21 protein-coding genes are annotated in these 21,086 nt (G+C 48.3%); all 21 read right to left on the bottom strand.

Going from position 1 to position 21,086, the window contains the following annotated elements; translation table 11 throughout:
* Positions 1–17: 17 nt before the first annotated feature.
* The 21 genes from GJR95_RS14255 to GJR95_RS14155 all read right to left on the bottom strand — a co-directional run bounded on the left by GJR95_RS14255 (position 18) and on the right by GJR95_RS14155 (position 21,059).
* Positions 18–1,157, bottom strand: coding sequence for a hypothetical protein (locus tag GJR95_RS14255; protein ID WP_162386501.1), 1,140 nt, complete (start codon positions 1,155–1,157; stop codon positions 18–20).
* Positions 1,158–1,228: 71 nt separating this feature from the next.
* The gene (locus tag GJR95_RS14250) at positions 1,229–2,077 is read right to left on the bottom strand and encodes a TssN family type VI secretion system protein (RefSeq protein ID WP_162386500.1); all 849 of its coding nucleotides are present in this window, start codon (positions 2,075–2,077) and stop codon (positions 1,229–1,231) included.
* An 81-nt stretch (positions 2,078–2,158) separates the two neighbouring features.
* Positions 2,159–3,124: a type VI secretion system baseplate subunit TssG gene (locus tag GJR95_RS14245; protein ID WP_162386499.1), complete on the bottom strand. Its 966-nt coding sequence runs from the start codon at positions 3,122–3,124 to the stop codon at positions 2,159–2,161.
* The gene (locus GJR95_RS14240) at positions 3,125–4,927 is read right to left on the bottom strand and encodes a type VI secretion system baseplate subunit TssF (RefSeq protein ID WP_162386498.1); all 1,803 of its coding nucleotides are present in this window, start codon (positions 4,925–4,927) and stop codon (positions 3,125–3,127) included.
* 10 nt (positions 4,928–4,937) lie between these two features.
* Complete coding sequence (locus GJR95_RS14235) at positions 4,938–5,360, bottom strand: GPW/gp25 family protein (protein WP_162386497.1); 423 nt, start codon at positions 5,358–5,360, stop codon at positions 4,938–4,940.
* Positions 5,361–5,365: 5 nt separating this feature from the next.
* Positions 5,366–5,899 carry a hypothetical protein gene (locus GJR95_RS14230; RefSeq protein WP_162386496.1) on the bottom strand — a complete coding sequence of 178 codons (534 nt, stop codon included), beginning with the start codon at positions 5,897–5,899 and terminating at the stop codon, positions 5,366–5,368.
* 1 nt (position 5,900) lies between these two features.
* A complete protein-coding gene (locus tag GJR95_RS14225) occupies positions 5,901–7,772 on the bottom strand; it encodes a type VI secretion system Vgr family protein (protein WP_162386495.1) in 1,872 nt (623 codons plus the stop codon).
* A 60-nt stretch (positions 7,773–7,832) separates the two neighbouring features.
* On the bottom strand, positions 7,833–8,513 hold the full coding sequence (locus GJR95_RS14220) for a hypothetical protein (RefSeq protein ID WP_162386494.1): 681 nt from the start codon (positions 8,511–8,513) through the stop codon (positions 7,833–7,835).
* A 54-nt stretch (positions 8,514–8,567) separates the two neighbouring features.
* Positions 8,568–9,068 (bottom strand): hypothetical protein, encoded by a 501-nt coding sequence (locus tag GJR95_RS14215; RefSeq protein ID WP_162386493.1) that lies wholly within the window; start codon positions 9,066–9,068, stop codon positions 8,568–8,570.
* Between the two features lie 75 nt (positions 9,069–9,143).
* Positions 9,144–9,536, bottom strand: a complete 393-nt coding sequence (gene tssD / locus GJR95_RS14210) for a type VI secretion system tube protein TssD (RefSeq protein WP_162386492.1) — start codon at positions 9,534–9,536, stop codon at positions 9,144–9,146.
* 39 nt (positions 9,537–9,575) lie between these two features.
* On the bottom strand, positions 9,576–10,949 hold the full coding sequence (locus GJR95_RS14205; protein ID WP_162386491.1) for a type VI secretion system contractile sheath protein TssC: 1,374 nt from the start codon (positions 10,947–10,949) through the stop codon (positions 9,576–9,578).
* 42 nt (positions 10,950–10,991) lie between these two features.
* Positions 10,992–11,447 (bottom strand): hypothetical protein, encoded by a 456-nt coding sequence (locus GJR95_RS14200; RefSeq protein WP_162386490.1) that lies wholly within the window; start codon positions 11,445–11,447, stop codon positions 10,992–10,994.
* A gap of 28 nt (positions 11,448–11,475) precedes the next feature.
* Positions 11,476–12,522, bottom strand: coding sequence for a hypothetical protein (locus tag GJR95_RS14195; protein WP_162386489.1), 1,047 nt, complete (start codon positions 12,520–12,522; stop codon positions 11,476–11,478).
* Between the two features lie 118 nt (positions 12,523–12,640).
* Complete coding sequence (locus tag GJR95_RS14190; protein WP_162386488.1) at positions 12,641–13,096, bottom strand: hypothetical protein; 456 nt, start codon at positions 13,094–13,096, stop codon at positions 12,641–12,643.
* A gap of 195 nt (positions 13,097–13,291) precedes the next feature.
* On the bottom strand, positions 13,292–14,296 hold the full coding sequence (locus GJR95_RS14185) for a hypothetical protein (protein ID WP_162386487.1): 1,005 nt from the start codon (positions 14,294–14,296) through the stop codon (positions 13,292–13,294).
* Between the two features lie 89 nt (positions 14,297–14,385).
* A complete protein-coding gene (locus tag GJR95_RS14180; RefSeq protein ID WP_162386486.1) occupies positions 14,386–16,917 on the bottom strand; it encodes an ATP-dependent Clp protease ATP-binding subunit in 2,532 nt (843 codons plus the stop codon).
* A 237-nt stretch (positions 16,918–17,154) separates the two neighbouring features.
* Positions 17,155–17,628, bottom strand: coding sequence for a hypothetical protein (locus GJR95_RS14175; RefSeq protein WP_162386485.1), 474 nt, complete (start codon positions 17,626–17,628; stop codon positions 17,155–17,157).
* Positions 17,629–17,729: 101 nt separating this feature from the next.
* A complete protein-coding gene (locus GJR95_RS14170; protein WP_162386484.1) occupies positions 17,730–18,482 on the bottom strand; it encodes a caspase family protein in 753 nt (250 codons plus the stop codon).
* 27 nt (positions 18,483–18,509) lie between these two features.
* Positions 18,510–19,658, bottom strand: a complete 1,149-nt coding sequence (locus tag GJR95_RS14165; protein WP_162386483.1) for a caspase family protein — start codon at positions 19,656–19,658, stop codon at positions 18,510–18,512.
* A gap of 86 nt (positions 19,659–19,744) precedes the next feature.
* Positions 19,745–20,272 (bottom strand): OmpA family protein, encoded by a 528-nt coding sequence (locus GJR95_RS14160; protein ID WP_162386482.1) that lies wholly within the window; start codon positions 20,270–20,272, stop codon positions 19,745–19,747.
* Between the two features lie 13 nt (positions 20,273–20,285).
* On the bottom strand, positions 20,286–21,059 hold the full coding sequence (locus tag GJR95_RS14155) for a hypothetical protein (RefSeq protein WP_162386481.1): 774 nt from the start codon (positions 21,057–21,059) through the stop codon (positions 20,286–20,288).
* Positions 21,060–21,086 lie beyond the last annotated feature (27 nt).

Below are 21,086 nucleotides of genomic sequence, written 5' to 3'. Positions count from 1 at the left end.
AGTGACTATAAACTAGTTTATCGACCCCAAAAACTAGGCTTAGGGCTGGGTTTGGCAGGAGTATCCTGCCGATCCACAAAAAATTCATCTTTATCCTTTTCGACGTAATTCAACTGACTTAGCTTCCCATAAAGCGCAATCACTACGTCGCATAGCCGAATGATGGAAGCCAGAACCGGTTGGCAATCGGCATGAGCATACTCCATATCCAGCACTTCCTGCATGGCTGATTCGAATTGTACAGGACTAATACCACACCAGTTTTTGAAGTAATTGAACATAGCCTCTTTCTCTCGGTCGGGCGTGCTGCGGATCATCAGCGTCATGGCGCGGGCAAACCGCATCCCGAATTCTGCCACGAACACCGGCGACTCATACGTACCCCGTAACTGGAAGGCATCCAGATTGTCGGCGATGGTTCGTACGGTAGATTCTGCCAGATAACCGATGGTGGTAGCCAGTAAATTCTGTTGTCCTGAGCGGGCATTGGTACGTACGCGTACGATGATGGACGTCGCAAATCCCGCAATTTCACCCATACGGCTACCAATCGTCAGATAGTGCTGCTGCATGGCTGGCAGTACACCAACCATCCGACACGGAGGCAGGTAATCAGGTGCCAGACTAAATACGCCATTGGCGAGCAGTAACCGACCGACCGGCATATGAAAAGCGGCCGACAGTGGGCTGGCAAGCGCCGATTGCGGAACCGCCCCCAACCGATAGCCGGGCGTTGTAAATGGATAGCGCAGCGGGACTTCTTCAGGATCTGGCTGCCCCCAGGGTTGTGGCTCGAACGGATTTACTTCGACAACGGCATAACCCGTTGACTGCCCTAACCGTATCCACTCATCACGAGCAGCGCTTAAGGCCAGACGCAGGGGCGGTTGAGATGCATCCAGTTCAATCCTTGCCCCACCGGGTGTTACGGCCCGGCAAACACTCAAAACCATCTCATGGCCATCGCAAATTATTGCCAGTGGACTGTCTTTCCCGGGCGATGGTGGTAATAAACCGTACGTTAACGGGCTTAGCAACATGCCCCCCGCATCCCGAACCGCATCGCGAAAGGCGTTGTCGTTGCCCAGCAAATGCGACCGGGTTATTTTCATTCCATCGGCCCAGTTGACTGGCCAGTGTGAGAGTTCAGGTAACATAGATTGGGTTTTCTGAGAATTGGGTAAATGATTGATCAGACAGGTTTAAGGTACTAAATTGCCTGATTACTTTATTCAGTACTGACAAAACTCCGGGCGATAATAACGTCATTGGCTTTTATCCCATTACGGGTTAACGTTAGTGCCGGATCCAGAAACTGTTTCGAAATACCGCCAAACGACTCTTTATAAAAAACCCATCCCAGTAAGCTTCCTTCGTGGTTTTGCTCATAATACAGAATGGGCTGTTCCGGATTCTCTTCGGCGTTGTGCGAATAAATCATATAGTGGAATAGATCATGGAGTGTTCGGTCGATGGGTGCTTTGACGGTGTAAGTGGCCAGTTCTGTAACATCCGGTGCTTTGGCTACGCGGAAATTAAGTCGAACTGTATCGTTTAGCTCAATAAGCGGTACGGCCCGGTCGATCGGATAGAACCACTTCCGATAAATTCTGGGTGGAATGGCTAACCAGGCCATGTAAGCATACAGAAATAGCAGTGGTAGCAAAAACGGCAACAGACCCGAAGCCAGGGCGGGCAGAAACCGGTCAGATCGTTGAAGGCCCTGAAAAAGTCCGGTAAATGCCCCTGCGATCAAAAACAGGATGGCCCCCGTAAACAATAGTTCTGACCAGAACCCACCAGTTGCCTGAAACAGAAATAGCTTTCTGGAAATCAATACATGAGCAATACCCAGCATCAAGGCCAGACCTTCGAGCCAGTAGAATACGGTTACGAGCGATTCTGAACGGGCAAAAGCTGCGCCCAGAGCGGCAGCAATCGCAAGTGCCCCTACTGAATACATCAGCAGTTTTTTCGTAAACACGTCTTTCGCCGAATGTCGCATGAACAGGCCGATCAGGCACAAGATCGCCATAACGACGTAAAGTGAAACGGTCAGTATAACGTCTGTTTTCATCGATAATGTGGGTTCCTTTGAGTCAATTTGTTAGTCGTTTCTCCCTTCATTTTTGCAAACCACCGTTGATTGAATGGCCGGTTAACTCAGCGTTGAGGTTAAACCCAGCCGTCCGGCAGTTCCACTTGCCGAGAGCATAAAGGCTTCGTTTACCGCGTCGGTCAGTATATCCATTCGCCAGTCGGCATCGACCGGGAATAAATACCCGGCCAGCAACTGAACATGCTTTAAACCCCGGCCACCCGGCAAAAAACCATGTAATTGGCTGTCTGTCAATGGGCCAATGGTTAACCGGATAAGGCCTCCATCGTCCAGCATGGCTGGTTGAGGCAACACCCAGTCTAACCCAAGTCGACCGTCGCCCAGCCGATTCGGTTGCCAGCTGCTTGCCGAGCCTGCTGGTCTGTTTACGGCAACCACTTGCCGACCATACCGAATCTGAACGGGTGCCTGTAAAAAACTACTGAAATAATAGGCAGTCAACTCCCAGTTGCCTACAACCTGATACGCCTGACTAATCAGCAGAAATAGGGTCAGTTTCTGCTGATTAGTCAGTGAAAACGTTTCGGCATCGGGGGCTACCAGCTTCAGTAATTCGGAAACGAGTAATTCATCGTCGCCAGCCAGCGTTCGGGTTTCAAACCGGGCAATGGCTGCTCGCTGATGATTGAACTCGCTATCGAAAGGTAAAAAAAACTCCCGCGATTCCTGCTCCTGCTTCTCTTCCTGTTGCCGTATTTCGGCCCATTCGTCTTCGTCTTTGGTACGCTTTTTTGCCCGATGAAACAGCCGCTCCGGCAATGTATCATAGAATCCGTCGCGCGGAATCCCGATTTGCCAAAGCTTTTCGTGCTGATCATTCGATCGGTCACGGATTTCCTGAATGTCGCGTTCAAAATTATAGGCCGATGTTCGTTCGGGGCTAATCACCAGTTCATCTTTGGCAATCAGTCCATCGTCCAGCAATTCGTTCACAATATTCTCGAATCGTAGCCGCCGGGTAGCCGCCTGATTCAGTAATGATTCGATATCGGTTGTTTGTGCCATTTACTTTTTCAGCATAACCCGGTAAGGCATCGCTGCAAACGACTGTTGTTCAATAAGATGTTTTAGGCGATGACAATAATCCTCCCATTGCTCTGCCGTTACTGGTTTGGCCGGATTAGGCATTAAGATCACATCAATAGTTCGCGTTAATCCCTGTGTTTTCATGGCCCCGGTTGAAAGCCCTTTGGTCACCCGAACACCACTTAGCTTGTCGCCGAGCTCAGCAAAGCAAACGGCTTTTATATCTTCGATCGTTACGACCCGTCCTCTGGTGAGCAAAGCCTGCCGGAAGGCGGGTAGGTTTTCGTCCGGTTTCAGCCGTTGTTTGCCGCCGGTTGAGGTGGTCAATAATACGGTTTCGTCGTCCGAAAAAACGATCTGGCTGCGATCTTTGCTAAGTTTGGTTCCGAAGGGAATCCGGTTGGCCAGATCGCCTTTCGTACTCCAGAATTTCACGGTTAGCCGTCCGGTTTTTTCGGTCGTTTTTACGGTCAGAAAGGTATTCTGATCATTCCCTTCGCCAATGGCGGTGTTGATTTTTTCGAGCCGTTTCCTGATCTCCTCGACCTCACTTTCCAGTTCACTCCGCCCTAAGGCCATAAACATGGCACTTTCATCGCGCAACAGGGTAATCAGGTACGACACAATATCGTACCCATCTCGTTCGTCGAAGCGTGTAATACCACCCTGACGCAGCACATACTGATTCTGGGCATCGCGGGTAATTTGTTGCGCCTGACTGATTTTCTGCCCGTTATTCGTTTCGAGATCGATCATTTCCAGAAATGACTCCTGCGCTTCAAGTCGAACCGGAAAAACGTTGAACAACGGGCGCAGGTCGTGCGGATCGATGCAGAGTTTGCGATTCACGACCGGAAAGGCATTGACGTCAATTTGTGTTCGGTAGGTAACGTCGTCGGAGAGGCTTTCCGGAAATTGCAATTTTAGCCAGACTAACTCCTGCGAGAAAAATTTAGCGGATTCTTCGGCAGACAGGCCCTGACTTAATTCTGCGGGACATTTCTGGCGATTTTCGGCCAACGAAAGCGGCTGGTCCGTTTTTTTTGAGACACTGCTGATCGACAGGAAATGTCGGCCATAATACCGGCGGGTATGCTCGTGAAGCTGACTGGAAAGAGAATTGTCACTGAGCAGATAACTCTCGGGTAAGCCAGGAGTCGCGTTAATCTCCGTCTGGCCCAGATACAGCCGGATGTCGGCTACCTGATCGAGGTGTACGGAACGAAGGGGGTCGTTACGCCAGTCGAAAAATAGGAGCAGATTTTCGAACGAATCAAGATCGGGGTCAACGGTCAACCCTACCCAGCATTGGTTGCCGGGCAGAATCTGGTTCATGAACGATTCTTTAGCCGATGGACCGTATTCCTTGATTTTGTTCTGAACGACAACGGTTTTGATTTTTGCGTTGAAGAGCGGGAACGATCCAGCCGCCGAAAAATGGATCTCCCGACCACCTACACTACACGAAAAAGGATGTGTCGGCAGTACCTCAAACGAAGGGTCGATGACGTGCGTCCGCATGATCGCATGAGCCGGTTGCGGGCCGGTCATCACATCGGGCGTGAGTAGGGTGGCCAGCCGTTGCACGATGCGACTGCGCGAGTTCTGCAATTCGTGGTGTAGCCCTTCGATCCCGGTGGCAAACGCACCCAGCAGCATGCCGACCAACGGGTCGAAGCTCTCGACGGCCATATCAGACTCATCATAGCTCCAGAGCCTGGCTACTTCCTGAATCATTTCGCTGCGAATGGCCTCGCGAGATCGTTGGCGTTGCGGAGTCATAGGTATGATTTTATGAATAACGCACTACCCGAAACTTCATTTCGGGTAGCATTTCACGGGTTTGGGTCAATCGGCAGCGAACCACGATCTGCACATAGCGGCAGATACGCGGATTACGGCCATCTATTTTTTCTTCTACGTCAGCTACTTCAATCGCTACCCGCTCTGGCTCGATTCGTTTATCGAACTTACGCAGGTAGTCTTCGATGGAGCGTTTGATCTGGTCTTTACTGGGCGTTTCGTTGAGTTCCTGAAATTCGTAGTTGTGAATAATACAACCATAGGCCGAATCGAAGTGATACTCGCCGGGCCGGGTCGACAGGTAGAGTGCAATGTTCTGTCGCACGGATTCGTCGAGCGGTAGTTTGTCGAGTGACTGGCGTTTGACCAGCGCACCGAATGAGGGCGGTATGGCGTAGTAGTCGGCTGGCATTGGCTTTATTCGTAAATTCCCAGATAGATCGTTCGATGCATAAAAAAGTGTATGACATGGAGCTTTCGCATATTCCAGACCATACGAATTGTTTTCGTACCGGGCGATCGTGGACCGGCTATTGTACTTCCCCCGAAAATCAGGGGAGCATTGTGCGGGCCGATCCGTTTCGACAACACAACGGCAACATGGCCTTCGCTCTGGCCGTAGTCGATGCTATTGGTTGCCGCAATGATCAGCCGTCCCTGCTGGGCATAACTGATCGCTTTGCTTAACCCTTCTTTACCTACGCCGAGCTTTTGCCATAAAGAAACATAGTTGTTATTGACCGTCATCATTTCCAAATACGCAAGAATACCATCGGCTCGCAGATTAGGCACATAAAAGCCCATTTCCTGGCCTAACGACTTGAGGAAGCCTGAGCAGTTTTCACTGTTCGGTGGTAAGGCCTCATTGAAGCGGCTTTTATACGCTTTCATCAGTACCTCATTTGCGGTCACCATTCCGGTTTCCTTATCAGTCGTTCTGGAGTCGGCCATATTAGTTGATCATGACAATTGTTCCTTTCAACGATGCCTGGCCACTACTTTCCAGTGCCAGCTGGGCATTGGCTTTGATCGACGCTTTTGCCTGGGCTTCTATATCAATCGTTGCCCCTTCTACTTTTACGCCAGCCTGACCCGCCACTTCAACCTTGGCATTTGCATTTATTTTCATGCCCTGATCGTTGTTAATTTCGGATTTGCCTGCTTTTACTTTCCATTCCTGATCAGCAGTCATATCAATCGTTTTAGCCTTCATCGTAATCGTGTCTTTGGCCTCGATGTTGATATTTCCCTCGCTTTTTATGTTGATAGTCGTTCCGCCGTCGAGCAGCAGTTCGATGGTATTTTTCTGATCCTTGTTGTAAATTTTAATGCTCTCCTTGCCCGATTCGTCATTGATCAGGATGTGGTTACCACTTCGGGTAATGATTCCTTTGATGTTGTTGTCTTTGTCGAATAGTGGGCCTGGTGTTTTATCGCCGTGAAACATACTGCCCCGCACAAACGGTAGATCGGGGTTGCCCATCTCAAAATCAACGAATACAACTTCGTCAATTTCCGGAATAAAATAGACACCCTGGTCTTTATAGGCCATGGACTGGGCCACGCGAACCCAGGGAGTTGTCTGGCTACTATCCTGTTGCCAGGCAAACTGTACCTTCACGCGCCCCAGGCTTTCTTCGTCGTCTACTCGCTTCACAATGGCAGGCTGCGGGGGAGCACTAGGCGAACTGATCTTGTAATCGACGGGCGGAAAATCAATATCCTGCGGAATAGCCTCAAAATTAGCCTGATAAATACCTCTTGAATCGAGATAATGGCTTAGGCGCGTAATCAGAAACGTGCCATAGTCAATGGTTTCCTGCAACTGAGCTCCCTGGCGGGCATCACTGACGCCATAAATCTCATCTTTGACTTTGACCGTACCGCCGATTTTCAACTGCATTTCGGAGGTTCGCCCTTGTAGCACCGCTAATTTGTTGGAAATTTCACTGATTTTGAGTTTGGCAACGTCTTTCAGTGTATTGTCTTTCTGGTGGTTCTGATAGCCCAGTTCAACGGGGTTATCTTTGAATAAGGCACTGGATTTGTCACGAACCAGTTTGGCAAATTCCTGTAAACCATCGACATCATTGCTCGTTACTTCGGCTGATAAATATTGATCGGTGGAGAAATCATAGTACTTCGCGTTCATCTTCATTGGAGCCACGCGCAGGCTATACTCCATATCGAAGAAGTTACTGCCATGAACAAGCGTGACGCCTGTGTCGGCCGACTTTTTACCATAGTATAGCTTTTCACCATCGTAAAAGAACCATTGACCGTAAGCTTCAGCCAGCCGCTGGACAAAATGGAGGTCGTCTTCTTCGTATTGCGTAATGTAAGGCAGTACGGGATTACTGGTGGCCGAAACAGTAACGCTTAGCCCCAACGAGGAAATGATCTTTTCGACAATAGCACTCGGTGTCATTTCATCGAACGAGCGGGTTGTACGGCCTGCATTTAGCAGGAGTGTGGGGCTGCTGCCGCTAATGAGAATGGATTGGGTGGCAGACTGACCCTTGGAGAGTTGTACGCCCGTAACAATGCCTTTAAAGGTTAAATTTTGTTTTTCAGATTTAAGCGTTCCTTTGTCCATTTCGCCCTGTTTGAGCTTGATGGTAGCTAACTCGCCTACAAATTTCTGTCCTAATTCTTTCAGCTTAACCGTTGCCGTTCCACCATCGAGCATATCGGGCGAAAGGCTTAGTTCAAAATCATGATGGCCGTCAAAACGCTGACTGATCCGAACGCTATTAAACCGCTTCAACGGAGTGCCATTGATCGTTACTTCGGCTACTGCAATATATTGATTGGTGGAAGACATAATCGATCAAGGGTAGTAATTAACAGGTTATACTAGGTTGAGTATTCAGGTACTTCGGGGTTAAAATACCATCGGTTTCATGGCCCAGACTGGATAATATAATGTGCTGATCTGGTAAAAGCCATCGGCTTCGCCCGCTAAAACAGCGGCTGCATTCTGAAAAAGATGAATGTTTGCCTTGTTGCGCGGAATCACTCCAGGATTACCCGCTTCCCGAATCCGGCAATTGTCGGCGGCTACATCAAAATCCATTCGTTCGCAGGCTCCGGCAAACAGTGTCCACTTATGCAAATTGCCTGGCCCCATTGCCCATGCCATGCTTAAAATCGCCATTTGAGCATCGGCAGGCCAGTTATCAAAATTCTTAAATGGTTTCTGTCTTTTAAGGAAGCTTTCATTTTGTAGGAGCCGATTCTGAATCAGTTTGTTAATAGAATCGTCACTTAGTTCAAGATTCGTAAATTTCTCACAGGCGCGATGGCCTAATTTTGCCAGTTCCTGTTTGCCTTTCAAAAGTTTCCACTCGGCTTCGATCACGTTCGTAGCGGCAGGTGCGCCCGGTGTTTTAATACCAGGCTTGTTTTTATATTGAAAGGGTAGGCTTAAAGCTGCACTTATTGGGTCGATGAGATTGCCAACTCCCACCGTAACTAATCCTAGAATATCAAGGTACATGAACCGAACAACGCCTTCGAACGGCTCATTGAATGCTCTAAATGACTGATTAACGCTGGTGTGCATAGCTGTAATGGACTGATTAGTTGATCGATGACCGATCCGACTTTAAACCGATAGCTAGAGCTTCTTTTGAAAGCGGGCTTTATCGAATGTACCACGCGCTCCACAATACACCTCCCGGCAGTACATGCCCGAGTCCTGCAAGGTTATTATCGCGCCGTTGATTCGGAGCACAAGTTGACAGGGCTTGGCTTCATCGAGACCATCGGCCTTTACTGTTAGCTGGCCGTTGCTCCAAACGGCATCGCCTTCCAGTTCACAACTCTGGCCTTTATCAAATGTCATCGAAATCGTCACCTTCGCATCGGCCGTCGAGCTTCTGGAAATCTGTATTTTATCCGTTTTTTTAGTCGGCAGATATTGACCACTCGATTTGCTTTTGTCTGTAAAGCCGACATACTCGCCGAAAATAGTTGCCGGTGGTTTGGCCGCACAGGCTGAATATGCACTTGCCAAAAACAAGGCCAGTCCGGCGAAAAGACCTACCCAGTAGCTAACAGAGCTTATTCGCTGGGTGTATCGAGGTCGATATTTTTTTTGGCGTATTGACGTTTTCATGCACTTGCATAAACCTATAAGGTCTCTAAGACCTTATAGGTTTTGGGTTTAGTTCGCTTTCCTGGACTAGATGCTTTATTCGCGCAGTAGCTTCAGCTTCTGGCCATTCACATCCAGATCGCGTGAACAGATCGTGAAACTCTGTGTACCTGTGCCACTGCCCGACAAACTGAACGACTCGCTGAAGTTGATAATGGCCGAGTGGTCGAACTTGATGGTTCGCAATTCTTCGCCCTTCTGGTTTTTCAACTCGATGCTTCCGCTTACATCATCTTTATGAGGAAGGACCATCAGTTCGATAATCTTGGCGTCGGCGTTGCGGGTTTCAATCGATACATCGATGTTACCACCAAATACTTCCGAAGTTGTTTCGTTCGTGTTAGGATTGACATGTTGGTGAAAACTGTAAGAAAGGGAGAGTACTTCAAACTCTTTACCGTCGATTTTGAGGGTTGACTTGTGAGCCATTGTCGTAATTAGTTTTACGTGATTAAAAATTGGTTTGGTTTATTGTTTTAAGTCGGCATCCCATTGACCTTTGGTTCCGGTCAGGTTGATTTCAAATACTTTAGCTGGGAAGAATGGTTTGAGTTTTACATTCACAATGACGTGGGTCGGAATGGTTGGATGCCGACGGATGTCAAGATTGCTGAAGTCTTCGATGATCTTGCCAGGTCCCCGGATGGTGGCTAAAAAGCTGGCCACCTGTCCTTTGATTTCTTCGATCATCTTATTGTCGATATTCTCGAATGTCCGACGATTCAGAAAATCCTGAAATACTTTTCCGATCCAATCGAATACCCGTACAACGCTGTAGGTTTGCAGGCCTACGTTGTCACCGTTGAAGAGCGTTTTGGCCGAGAATGGAATTACCCGACCATATTCATAGACCATTGGAATCAGACCTTTGTCTTCCAATTGGGCAATTTCACCTTTACGCATGCTGAATCGGACACCACTGGCCATTTTGAGCTTACCATGCTGTACACCGGCCGATGGCTGGGCAATGTGCCCTCCCCAGAGCATTCCGGCCAGGGCCATGGCAGGCGACACATACAGGTGTTCTTCCTGACCCAGTTCGGTGTAGGCTTCGCGACCTACGATCCAGTTACACGGCATCATCACGTTGGCTTTGTGCGGATCTGCGCCGGTTAGTTTGTCGCGCTCGAAAGTCGCTTCAACGCTATCCGGGTCATCCAGGTGACGATAGTCCGTCAGCATCATCACCTTGTTCTGATACGCCAGCGAAGCCCATTTGTCGACAATGACATTTTTCTTGAGCCAGCCCGGTAATACCAGCAGCGAGTAGTTTTCGGAGAGATCTAATTTATCGTACCCATCACGCAGTTCTTTCGCAACCTGTTCGAAAATGCCCGTCGGATTGCTGAACCCATCGGCGTCGGTTGTCATGTCATTACCCGCATCGAACAACACAAGGTTTTTGACCTTTTCTGACTCAGCGTTCTCGAAAAACAGCGACAATGACCGATAAGATGCCTCTAACTCTTCGGTTTGAGTGAGCACAGTAGCCAGATTCTTTTTCAGCGTATTGCTGGCCGAAGCAGCCTTTTGTTCGGCTTCGGCAATCATGTCGGCTACATTGTCGTGTGCGGCCAGTAAATCGGCAAAATCCCTGAGCCGTTTTTTGAGTTTTTTTCGGTCCTGTTTGTTGTCCTCCTCCGTCAGAAAGATCGACTTACGTGCTTTTTTAGACGGGTCCATATTTTCGGTACCGTCTACGACCGTTTTAATGAACTCAAATCCGCCAAATTTGGTCAGTTGCTGAACGCTTTCGGTGAGTGAACGCGTAGGCTTTTGTTGTTCAACTACGCGCGCTCTGAGCAAGGGCGCATTCTCCGGATTCTGTTCTTCTTTTGCCATCGTTGCAATGCGTTTTATGCGATGAGTGGGGATGATTGGAAATTAATTTGCGTCGGCGTCGTCTAGCTCATTGGCCATCACATTCAGGGCGTCGATAAACGCCTGTTTCGCCTGCGGATCGGCCAGTAATTTTTGAAAGGCTTTGTTCGACATGAGCCGTTTAATCAGGCTCTGGTAATTGTCTTCCTGCGACTGAAGGGCTTGTAAAAACGCGCTCTGGTCAATGATGCCCTGCTTGCTGAAAGCCGTCAGATTCTGAAAAAACAGGGTTTCATTGACTTCTTCGCCATCTTCGGTCTCATGTGTTACATCGACCTCCGGCTGAAACGTATCGAATGCGTCCTGTAATTTCTGTACCCCTTCAACAGGAGCCTGACTCATGGAATCGGCCGTAAATTTGCCAACCATTGCCGTTTTATTTTCCTGGAGGAACTTGATAGCCTCGCTGGTTTCTTCGGGGATAATGACTCCCCCGATCTGGGGTTTATTGACTGCCATGTATGCTGGGGTTTAATAGAGTTTTTGATTAAAGCATGTTGTCCATAATTCGGATTCGTTTCGTCCATGCGCCGGGTTGAGCCGCGTGATAAATAGCGGTGTCGGTAACGCCAATCGGCGAATCGGCGGCCTGTACGATTTTTGCCGTTTTGCCTTCCATATAGACCATACCGATGTGGTGCCAGCCGCCCTTTTCGCTATACTGAGCAATGATATCGGCATCGAGCACATCGGTGGAATCAGCTACGACAACGAAACCATAATTGGCTGGTCGGGTCATGAATTCCACAATACTAGTCCCAAAGGGATACTTGCTCTGGGCTACAAACAGACTGTAGCAATAATTAACAAAGCCAATACAGTCGAAGTGTTTCACATTCTCGCACCCTCCGCCCCACACGATTCCGTTGTGGCTAACGCCAATCGGCTTCACCTCTCCATTGAACTTATAAAGCCGGGGGGTCACGTTAATCAGTGGCAATGGCATATCACCGACCTGTTTGCGTAACGCGAGATAATCATTAGTGGCTTGTGTTGTCAGTTGAATCACTGTATTCGACGAGCCAGCACAAGTATTCCGTCCGCCAATGTCGGTGAAGGCCGTCTGAACGGATGGTTTTTTCGTATCAAAGGAATCGACCTGCATTTTTACGATGGAAGGGCGGTATTTAGCACCATCCGACATTCCCGGCGAATTGCCCGCTGCTCCCCACAGGTAATGGGCCTTCCCGGCATGACTACGGGCTTCATTGACAATGGCCTGCCGTTGCACTAATTTTCCCTGCGGAGTGAACATTTTTTTCGTCACCTTCACCCCAATCGGGATGGCATAATCGAACAGGCCCGCATAGGCATGGAGGATGGCATCGCCGGGTTTTAAGCCGGTTAACTCAAAATAGCGGAAGTTTTTTCCTGGCTTTTTTTCCTGCATTTTCACCAGACTCTGATCAATGATAACCCCCAGATCATTTCCGAAGAAATCGCCACCAAAAAGGCCAACCGTTTTTTTCTGACCTACCTGCAGAGGGCAGTCGACTAGTGGAGCGGTTGTTGTTGCATCAAAGAAATGTGCCATGATTCTAACCCGTAACGTTGTTATAATTGGACTTCCGAACGCGAAACGTCGTATTTCGTTGGTCGCATTTTTACGTAATTCGAGAAACTACCAACTGAGTAAACGGTCTTGTTTGGCTTTATTTGGGTATTGGCCTGTAAAACCACCAGCTCCCGCCCAGCGTAACACTGTCCGTATTCTTAAAATAGAGGGTTGATTTTTTGACCGGCCCTCCATCCGGAATATTCTGTTCATAAACAACTACTTTCCCGCCAGCACCTACCGAAGCTACAATGGCGGTATGCCTTGGCTCACCCCGACCTTCTTCTCGCCAGCTTCCATCTGCGTTGTCGATGTGCATGGTGTAGTAATTGAATTGGACAATGTCGCCCGGTTGAAGGTTGGCCAGCGATGTCTCGGTGCCCCAGACGTAATCAGCGTCAGAATTCACCCCGTCGGCACCCATAATATCATTCGATGTTTTGGCATGCGCATTTTTAAGGGCTTTTTCGGCCAATGTCCAGCACTGTCCATCGCCATCGCGGTGCCCAACTTTATTGGCTGCGTACTGCACGATTACTTGATTGACACCCATTTTTTGGTTGTTTAAGGACCATTATCTTCGTTAATGCAGTAAATTCAGTTAGCTACCACACCAATTTTGAACTTATTGATGGCTCTAGGCCAAGGCGCTATTTATGTTATGGCGACATGAGATTTAGAAGTTTATTCTGTCAAGCTTATTTTTCATGAGTTTTGGGGCCGTTCAAGGTTTGAATTTTGCTCACTATTAATTAATTGATAGGTTAATTAATCGATAGGATTCTCTTATTTTAGCAGTTTCCCAAACAGCCTTTTCTGTAAGTCTCAATAAATACTGGTATCCGAGTTCATATCCTGATCTAGACCATTCATTTAATCTTCCATTTCTACCAAAGACACCAATGTAATCAAGGTGGTCTTTTATTTCGTTTCTATTGAGATAATCTAGCTGGCCATTATGCCTAATTGAGACCATCCAGAATAGCCATAAATCCTGTTCAATTTTCCTGGCTGATGGAAGAAGAAATTTTCGAGCTGTGTTGTATGTTTTTTCTATATCAGAGGTTAAATTATTTAGGTCGTAGGTGCTTAATTTTTCTCTATACTTAATTAGTTTATTTTTTGCTTCAAGTAATTTTGGTAGGGTATAATCTGTAGACAGACCGTTTTTCATTAATGCAAACTGGCCTTGTAGCCTTTCGGCCATACCAAAAGCCAGTCCAACATTTTGATAGAAATATTGAATTTTCTGAAAATTGTCGTAAGAAGTAGCAAGATTTTTCCATAATCTTGATCCTATTACACCTGGATGAAGCCCCGTTGGTTGTAAATCAGCCCCATTTACTTCTGTTAATGATTTACTGGCAACTCCTATCGAAGCTTCAATTACTTCTGAACCTACCCCAATTGCTAATGCCGCTGTTCCGGAAATCGTTGCAGTCAGTAAGCCACCTCCTAAACCTAGTGCTACCCCAATTGCTAACCCCGCTAAAATTTCTATAATTTCCTGCTCAAATTTGGCATTCATTCGTACTATCATCATTACATCAGAATAAGAATCATAAGCTTGACTATATATTTCACTAAACCGCACAAAATTATATTTTAAGTAAGTGGTGCATAATTGTCCCCGAACGTTAAAAAGTTTAAGTTCAGCTTGTTTTAGGTAAAAATCATTACTTAACTGCTGCATTTCCCGCTCCAGTGTTGAAGCCTGTATTCGATCAGCCTCACTGTATTTATTTTTACCCATTGCCTTATTGGTTTTTTTCTAGGAACAAAGTTGCTTTTTATCAACTTTAGTCAAGTGAAAATTCCGTTTAAGCAAACTGCACCAATTAGTTAAACGGTCATCTGTACCGTTTCAAAACTCAATTCGCCTAACTCATTCGTTACCAGCTTAAGGTGAGAGCCTTTGCCGATCTCTCCCGACACAATCATGCGTGAGAGCGGTCGGCGGAGCCGATTCCGGATCACACCCCGCAACGGTCGTGCACCATATTTGGGTGTGTAGCCTTCGAGCGCCAGTTGCTTGCGGGCTGCATCGTCGATAGTGACCGTGATGCCTTGTTTATCAAGCATTTTGAGGAGCGATTTCAACTGAATATTGAAAATGCTCACAATCGCTTCTTCTGAAATGGGCTGGAAGGGAATAATTTCCGTCAGACGTCCCAGGAATTCCGGCCGGAAAAAACGGCCCATTATTTCCAGCAGATCGTTCGATGCGGCTATCTCACCCTTAGCGGCTTTTTCCACCACATAATCACTCCCAATGTTGGAGGTGAACAGGATGATCGCGTTCGAAAAATCACCCTCCCGGCCAAGCCGGTCGTGAAGCAATCCTTCATCCAGAATTTGCAGGAAAATATCGAATACCGATGGGTGCGCTTTTTCGATCTCATCGAATAGGACAACCGCAAAGGGCTGTTGCCGAATTTTGGTTACCAGCAAACCCCCTTCTTCATAGCCTATATAGCCCGGAGGGGCGCCATAGAGCAGGGCCGCTGAGTGTTCTTCCTTAAATTCAGACATATCGAACCGGATCAGGGCGCGCTCGTCGTTGAAAAGAAAGTCAGCCATTGATTTTGCCAGTTCGGTTTTACCGGTCCCGGTTGGACCGGAGAAGAAAAACGAGCCAATTGGCTGTCCCGGTCGGCTAAGACCCGATCGGTTTTCCAGAATGGCATCGGCAATGATCTTCACGGCATGATCCTGACCAACCACGCGCTGTTTCAGATGCTCATCCAGCGCCAGGAGTTTATCGCGCTCTTTCGACTGGATTTTGCCAAGCGGAATTCCGGTACGGTTCGCAACCACAGCGGCCACTTCGGCAGGTTCGACCTTATCCCGAACCTGTTCACTTAGGGCTTCGAGTTTCGTAAGCAGATTGGCCAGATGGTCGGCCAGGGCATCAGGTACTTCAAATGAATCGGTATGCAGATCTTCTTCGACCTGACCGAGTAGAACAGGGCTAAGCCGGTTCTTCATCTGAAGCTCAAACCACCTAACGTTAGGCATATACGTCAAAGGGTCTGCTATGTCTGCATTTTTGCGTATATCGGCTAGTTCGGTCCTCAGTCGATCGATTTCGGGCTGAGTGGTTTCTGCGGCCATTTTCATCGCAGCCATCGTTCGGTCGATGAGGTCAATGGCAGCATCAGGCAATCGTCGGTCTTTCAGATATCGTTTGGCAAGACGAACGGTTTCGGCAACGGTTGTTTCGGCTACACCGATCTGGTGATGTTTCTCGAATAACGGGAGAATGGTTTGCACCATCCGGGTAGCCGTCTGTTCGTCGGGCTCTTCAACGGCCAGCACCTCAAATCGGCGGGCAAAGGCTTCGTCTTTTTCGAGGTATTTGCGGTATTCGTCGTTGGTCGTTGCGCCAATAAGCGTCAGTTCACCCCGCGCCAGTTCGGGCTTAAGCAGGTTTACCGTACCAACTGCTCCTCCGTGTGGGTCCATCAGCACATGAATTTCGTCGATAAAGAGCAGAGCCCGGTCAAACTGTTTCAGGTCGGCCAGAATTCCTTTAAGCCGGTCTTCGATTTCGCCTTTGTAGGATGCTCCGGCAATGAGCGATCCCATATCCAGTTGAAATAACTGGGCATTTTTAAGATGCGGAGGAACATTGCCAGCCACAATCTGCTGGGCTAAACCTTCAACAAGTGCGGTTTTGCCAACGCCGGGTTCTCCCGTAATAATGACATTTGGTTTGAGCCTGCGCCCAAGGATTTCGATCATCTGGCGGGTTTCGCGATCGCGCCCAACAATAGGATCTAGTTTACCTTCACGGGCCGATGCTGTTCGGTCGGTGCAGAATTTAAAGAGCGTTTTACCCGTTGCGCCTGAATCACCAGCCCCGGCTGAAACAGAGCTGTTACTGACCTTCCCGTTGCCTGCTACACCTCCCGTTTGGCCATTGATAGCCTGCTGAAAGCCAACATCCTGCATGGCTTTTTCGAGCAGTTGATTCTCGGTTAGTGGAAAGGATTTAAGCTGGTCACGTGTGAAAGCCACATCGGGTTTGCACATGGCCGTTAGTACAGCCATTGGGGTGAGTTCGTGCTCACCGAGTTTCATCCGAACCACATCCGACACTTCCATCAGAGCCTTGACCTGCGTGTCACCGGCGGGTTCCTGGGTTGTTCGGGCCGATTTCGGATAGCTTTCGACACGAATATCGGCCCAGTCGCGTAAATAGGGCACATCGACATCCCAGACGGTCAACTGCGAAGCCAGCCCAACGTCGTTATGAAGCAGTCCAGTTAGCAGATGTCCCGGTGAGAACGTCAGGTGCTGGTGTTCTCGCGCAATGGCCTGAGCAATGCTGACGGCGCGTCTTAATTCTTCAGTGTAAGCAAGGGTTAGCATGGTCTGGACGGTTTATTTTGCCCCAAACGTGGATTCAACTTACCGATTTGTTGCCCGTGGTCGGTGGTCGTTTGAGTGAATGGCGGTTTGATTGAGTGAACGGTCACAATTGCCTAACGATCAATAGATTTGTTACTCATTGATACAGGAAACGGCAACTATGTCTATAGACACTTTGTCTTAGTCGGTCAAATTGCGGTTACGGAAAACAAGAAATAGTCAATTAGTCAGCGTAACCTAGGTTATGGAAAGGGTCAAGGCAGTTCCCGTTCCGAGTTTGTCTACCTTAAAGGCACCATACCGTCCGTCACTTGTCTGGTAAGCAATGACAATTCCTGCTTTTATCGGTGTGCTGGAATCGGTAGCAATCGAATTATCTGAGTACGTTTGTTGCGTTTGTGTTGAATACAACATTGATCGGGACTGTTGCAAGACGGTTTGAGCCAGTATGGTTGTGGCAAATTTTGCTCCATTATGGGCATACAGTTCTCCTCTGGGTACTTTTGTGAGCTGCTCAACATTCCAGTAAAAATCAGCTGGTGTCGACCCATCGGCCAGTACACTGCCTCCATCAAGATCATAGCCTTTTAAGATAGGAATTTCCACCCGCCCTTTCGAAAAAATCCCATAATCAGGATTTCCGCCAGTAGGGATTACTTTAGGCTCCAGGCTCCATTTGTAGCCTGGCATCACTACTAATAAGATTTTCATAACGCGATAATTTCATAGAAACTTTTTTGCTATTGATTGCCAGCATTATTGCCTTCTCTCATGCATTTACGTTACCGTTGCGTTACAGGCAAACAGCCTATTTACTTCCGTCGGAAATAGAAATCGCTCGTTAGTGAGGTCGACTCCCAGGGTAGCTGCTTGTTGTTTGACTGTTTAATCACATGTGCCCGAACAGTCTGAAACATCTGAATCAGCGTTTGATCAGGGATTGCCATTGCCTGTAACAATGCTTCGGTATAGAGGCTGTTTCGGCCTTGGTTATCAACCAGCGCTTTGCCTGGCGCGGTTGAATAAGCCACGACAAACCCTAATGGAGTGTCTAACGAACGGGGTGAGTTACGAGTGTACATTGATTCAACAGGATTGGTGCGGTCGGCGTCGATCAGAATGATATTGACAGGTACTTTCGCAGCCGCCACTTCCTCGACGAGCTGACTAAGGGGCAGACACATGGACTTTATCGCGTCCGTTTTACTGAAATCGGCGTCTATTGGTACCAGATACTCCTGATTTTCTGCCTGAATACCGCTCCCCGCGTAGTAAATCATGCCTACCTGATAGCCCTTTAGTTTAGCGCTGAATTCGCTGATCGCCCGTTTCAGAAATGTCTTGTCGACATTTGTAAACAGCATGACTTCGAATCCTGCCCGTGGCAAAGCGACAGCCATATCGTTGGCATCATTGATCGCCTTGGGCAACGATGCCCCATTGGTGTAGTCGCCATTGCCAATAACCAGCGCCAGTCGCTTTTCATTGGCCTGCCCCGAATTACCCGTTTGCGCAAGGCAATCCAGGGCAAAGCTGGCTACAAGCAGAAGGCATATAATTTTCATGAAGGAATGAACAATAGGAGAAGCTCATCACTTGCGCCGGAAATAGAAATCGCCAGTTAGTGATGTTGACTCCCAGGGTAGTTGTTTGTTGTTCGATTGCTTAAGCACTTCGGCCCGAACCCGCTGAAAGAGCTGGGTCAGTGGTTGATCAGGAACTTGTAGTGCTTTTAACAAGGCGGCTGTATATAAGCCATTGCGACCGTTTCCGTCGGCCGCCGTTCGGCCCGGTGAGGTTGCATAGGCAATCACCGATCCAACAGGGGCATCCATTGTTGTAAGTCCAGTATTTTCACTACCTCCCCGGCTCCAACTGCGTTCGAAAGGATTGTCGCGGCAGGCATCCAGTACCACAATGTTGGTGCGTGTGCGGGCATCCTCCATTTTGGTCAGTATCCGGTCGGCCAGAAAACAGTCATACTCAATTTCGTTTTCGCTTTCGGGTTTTGCGTCAATCGGTACCAGGAAGTTGCGGCCTCTGCTCTGCACACCATGACCCGCATAATAGAACAATCCGACCTGGTAATCCTTAAGTTTATTGCCGAATTCATCAATGGCCCGACGCATGGATCGAACGTCCATATTCGTGTGAATCATCACTTCAAAACCCACATTTTTAAGGGCTTCGGCCATATCATTGGCATCATTAGCCGGGTTGGTCAGGCGATTTGATGATGGATAATCGGCGTTGCCAATCACTAAAGCCAGCCGTTTTTCGGCAACAATTGCTGCGGGTTTATCATACCTGATCAGAAACGATTCAGATGTAATACCTCCTTCGTTTTGGGCTACCAGTTTAAGCCGGTTGTCGCCTTCCCGAAGCTGAACGGTTTGTGAAAGGGCCTGATCGCACTCCTTTTGAGCCCCGTCGGATTGTACTTTCAGTTCCCGACTGGCCTGTTGTAAGGCATCGTTCACAAACAGGTTTAGGCGGGTTAGGGGCTTGCTGGTTTTGATGCATGCTTTTACAACAATTTCATCGGTCTGAACTGTACTGCTTTGTCCATCGCCCATTTGAAACGTAATCTGCGGAACATTGACCGTTTCGGGGGCGTAGAAGCTTTGCGTATTTATTTTTTGACGACTACTTCGAGAGGTTGAAATACCAGGTTCCGATTCCTGTGCCTGTGCTGTCTGCACGACCAGAAATCCGATGAAGAACAGTATATTTAGTTTCATGATATTAAGAGGGTTATTGTGTATTGGTCTGGCTAACATTGGTTTATGATTCGTTGGCCGTTCCTTTATTGCTAGCTAGTTGACTGTTATTGTTTCAATACATACATCTCTACACGCCGGTTTAGCTTTCGTGTCGTTTCGGTGCTATTACTGGCAATCGGGCGAGTCGGACCATAACCACGTGTCGTAATGCGACTGGACGCAATGCCATTTTTTACTAAATAATCCTTCACTAAATCCACGCGTTTTTTCGAGAGCAGCACATTCTGGTCGAAATCGCCCTGATTATCGGTATGACCAGCCAACTCGATTTCAACAGTTGGCTTACTTCGCATAAAGGCTACTAACTCTTCGAGCGCCGGCTGGGAACTGGGCAGGAATTCGGCCTGGCTCTGCACAAACTGTATGGCTTGCAATGGATTGGCCGCTTTCTCCTCCGATGGATTTGTCCCTTTCGGTTTTTTCGACGATGCTGCTGGCTCGGGAACATAAAGGCTTTTGGTACTGATCTTCTGACGTACACTACGAGAGACCGAGACACCATCTCCCGATTCCTGCGCCTGAGCTGTAAACACAAGTAAAAGCCCGGCTAAGAAAAGTCCAATTAGTTTCATCCTATTGAGCGGCTTAAAACGTATGCACCAGACCAACACCCATCGATTGGCTGGCAGGTCTGATCTGCCAGGCAGTACGTAGTTGGTTCGGTTTGCTATTCTGATTTGATTTACGAACGACGGTATACACAATATTGGCGATGAGCAGGGCGGCCGTAGCCCCCGCTACAATGGTCACCGTTCCCCGGCGGCTATCGATGTCTTTTCGCTTGTCTTCGGCAGTGTTCCATTCTGCCAGGGTATTGGCCACTGTTTTCTGGTTGTAGGCATCAACATCTTTGTTGAGACCCGAAGCCAGCACAAACGTATAGGCTGCCAGACCACCCGTAGCGATCCAGCCAATAATGGGAAGCGGTGATTTTTTCTGTACGCTAACCACGGGAGCCGGAACGGGTGGTTTCGGTTTGGCCGCCGTGGCTGGTCGGGTAACGTTTACGCCCCGTACGAGCCGGATAATTACCTCCACCTCTTCGTCGAGCTGGATCTTGTCGCGGACAATGTCCCAGTAAATGGTTTTATTTCGACCAGCCGTGATTGCTTTCCCAACATTGCCACTAACGGAAATAGGCCGTAAATGCCGCCCCGAAGCAGTCTCTATCTCGACGTAGAGCGAATCGCCGGGTTGTACACTCAGCAAGTCGTACTGGATAACCAATCGCCTGGTTTTCTCGTCTGGCGAAATCCGGATGTTGGTTGCTTCAGATGGTGCCTGTTGTGCATGAACGGCCAGGCTGGTGAGCAGTATGACCAGAAAGGGAAACAGGCGATGATATAAAACTCGATTCATAGTATTGAGTTGGCGTAGATGGTTATA

The sequence above is a fragment of the Spirosoma endbachense genome, assembly GCF_010233585.1.
Lineage (GTDB): Bacteria > Bacteroidota > Bacteroidia > Cytophagales > Spirosomataceae > Spirosoma > Spirosoma endbachense.
Note: the sequence above shows the minus strand (reverse complement) of the source record. Positions and strands in the feature narration are given on the sequence as shown.

Coding starts and splice junctions, on each gene's coding strand:
- GJR95_RS14255 (WP_162386501.1), bottom strand. CDS start 1,157: ATGTTACCTGAACTCTCACACTGGCCAGTCAACTGGGCCGATGGAATG.
- GJR95_RS14250 (WP_162386500.1), bottom strand. CDS start 2,077: ATGAAAACAGACGTTATACTGACCGTTTCACTTTACGTCGTTATGGCG.
- GJR95_RS14245 (WP_162386499.1), bottom strand. CDS start 3,124: ATGGCACAAACAACCGATATCGAATCATTACTGAATCAGGCGGCTACC.
- GJR95_RS14240 (WP_162386498.1), bottom strand. CDS start 4,927: ATGACTCCGCAACGCCAACGATCTCGCGAGGCCATTCGCAGCGAAATG.
- GJR95_RS14235 (WP_162386497.1), bottom strand. CDS start 5,360: ATGCCAGCCGACTACTACGCCATACCGCCCTCATTCGGTGCGCTGGTC.
- GJR95_RS14230 (WP_162386496.1), bottom strand. CDS start 5,899: ATGGCCGACTCCAGAACGACTGATAAGGAAACCGGAATGGTGACCGCA.
- GJR95_RS14225 (WP_162386495.1), bottom strand. CDS start 7,772: ATGTCTTCCACCAATCAATATATTGCAGTAGCCGAAGTAACGATCAAT.
- GJR95_RS14220 (WP_162386494.1), bottom strand. CDS start 8,513: ATGCACACCAGCGTTAATCAGTCATTTAGAGCATTCAATGAGCCGTTC.
- GJR95_RS14215 (WP_162386493.1), bottom strand. CDS start 9,068: ATGAAAACGTCAATACGCCAAAAAAAATATCGACCTCGATACACCCAG.
- tssD (WP_162386492.1), bottom strand. CDS start 9,536: ATGGCTCACAAGTCAACCCTCAAAATCGACGGTAAAGAGTTTGAAGTA.
- GJR95_RS14205 (WP_162386491.1), bottom strand. CDS start 10,949: ATGGCAAAAGAAGAACAGAATCCGGAGAATGCGCCCTTGCTCAGAGCG.
- GJR95_RS14200 (WP_162386490.1), bottom strand. CDS start 11,447: ATGGCAGTCAATAAACCCCAGATCGGGGGAGTCATTATCCCCGAAGAA.
- GJR95_RS14195 (WP_162386489.1), bottom strand. CDS start 12,522: ATGGCACATTTCTTTGATGCAACAACAACCGCTCCACTAGTCGACTGC.
- GJR95_RS14190 (WP_162386488.1), bottom strand. CDS start 13,096: ATGGGTGTCAATCAAGTAATCGTGCAGTACGCAGCCAATAAAGTTGGG.
- GJR95_RS14185 (WP_162386487.1), bottom strand. CDS start 14,296: ATGGGTAAAAATAAATACAGTGAGGCTGATCGAATACAGGCTTCAACA.
- GJR95_RS14180 (WP_162386486.1), bottom strand. CDS start 16,917: ATGCTAACCCTTGCTTACACTGAAGAATTAAGACGCGCCGTCAGCATT.
- GJR95_RS14175 (WP_162386485.1), bottom strand. CDS start 17,628: ATGAAAATCTTATTAGTAGTGATGCCAGGCTACAAATGGAGCCTGGAG.
- GJR95_RS14170 (WP_162386484.1), bottom strand. CDS start 18,482: ATGAAAATTATATGCCTTCTGCTTGTAGCCAGCTTTGCCCTGGATTGC.
- GJR95_RS14165 (WP_162386483.1), bottom strand. CDS start 19,658: ATGAAACTAAATATACTGTTCTTCATCGGATTTCTGGTCGTGCAGACA.
- GJR95_RS14160 (WP_162386482.1), bottom strand. CDS start 20,272: ATGAAACTAATTGGACTTTTCTTAGCCGGGCTTTTACTTGTGTTTACA.
- GJR95_RS14155 (WP_162386481.1), bottom strand. CDS start 21,059: ATGAATCGAGTTTTATATCATCGCCTGTTTCCCTTTCTGGTCATACTG.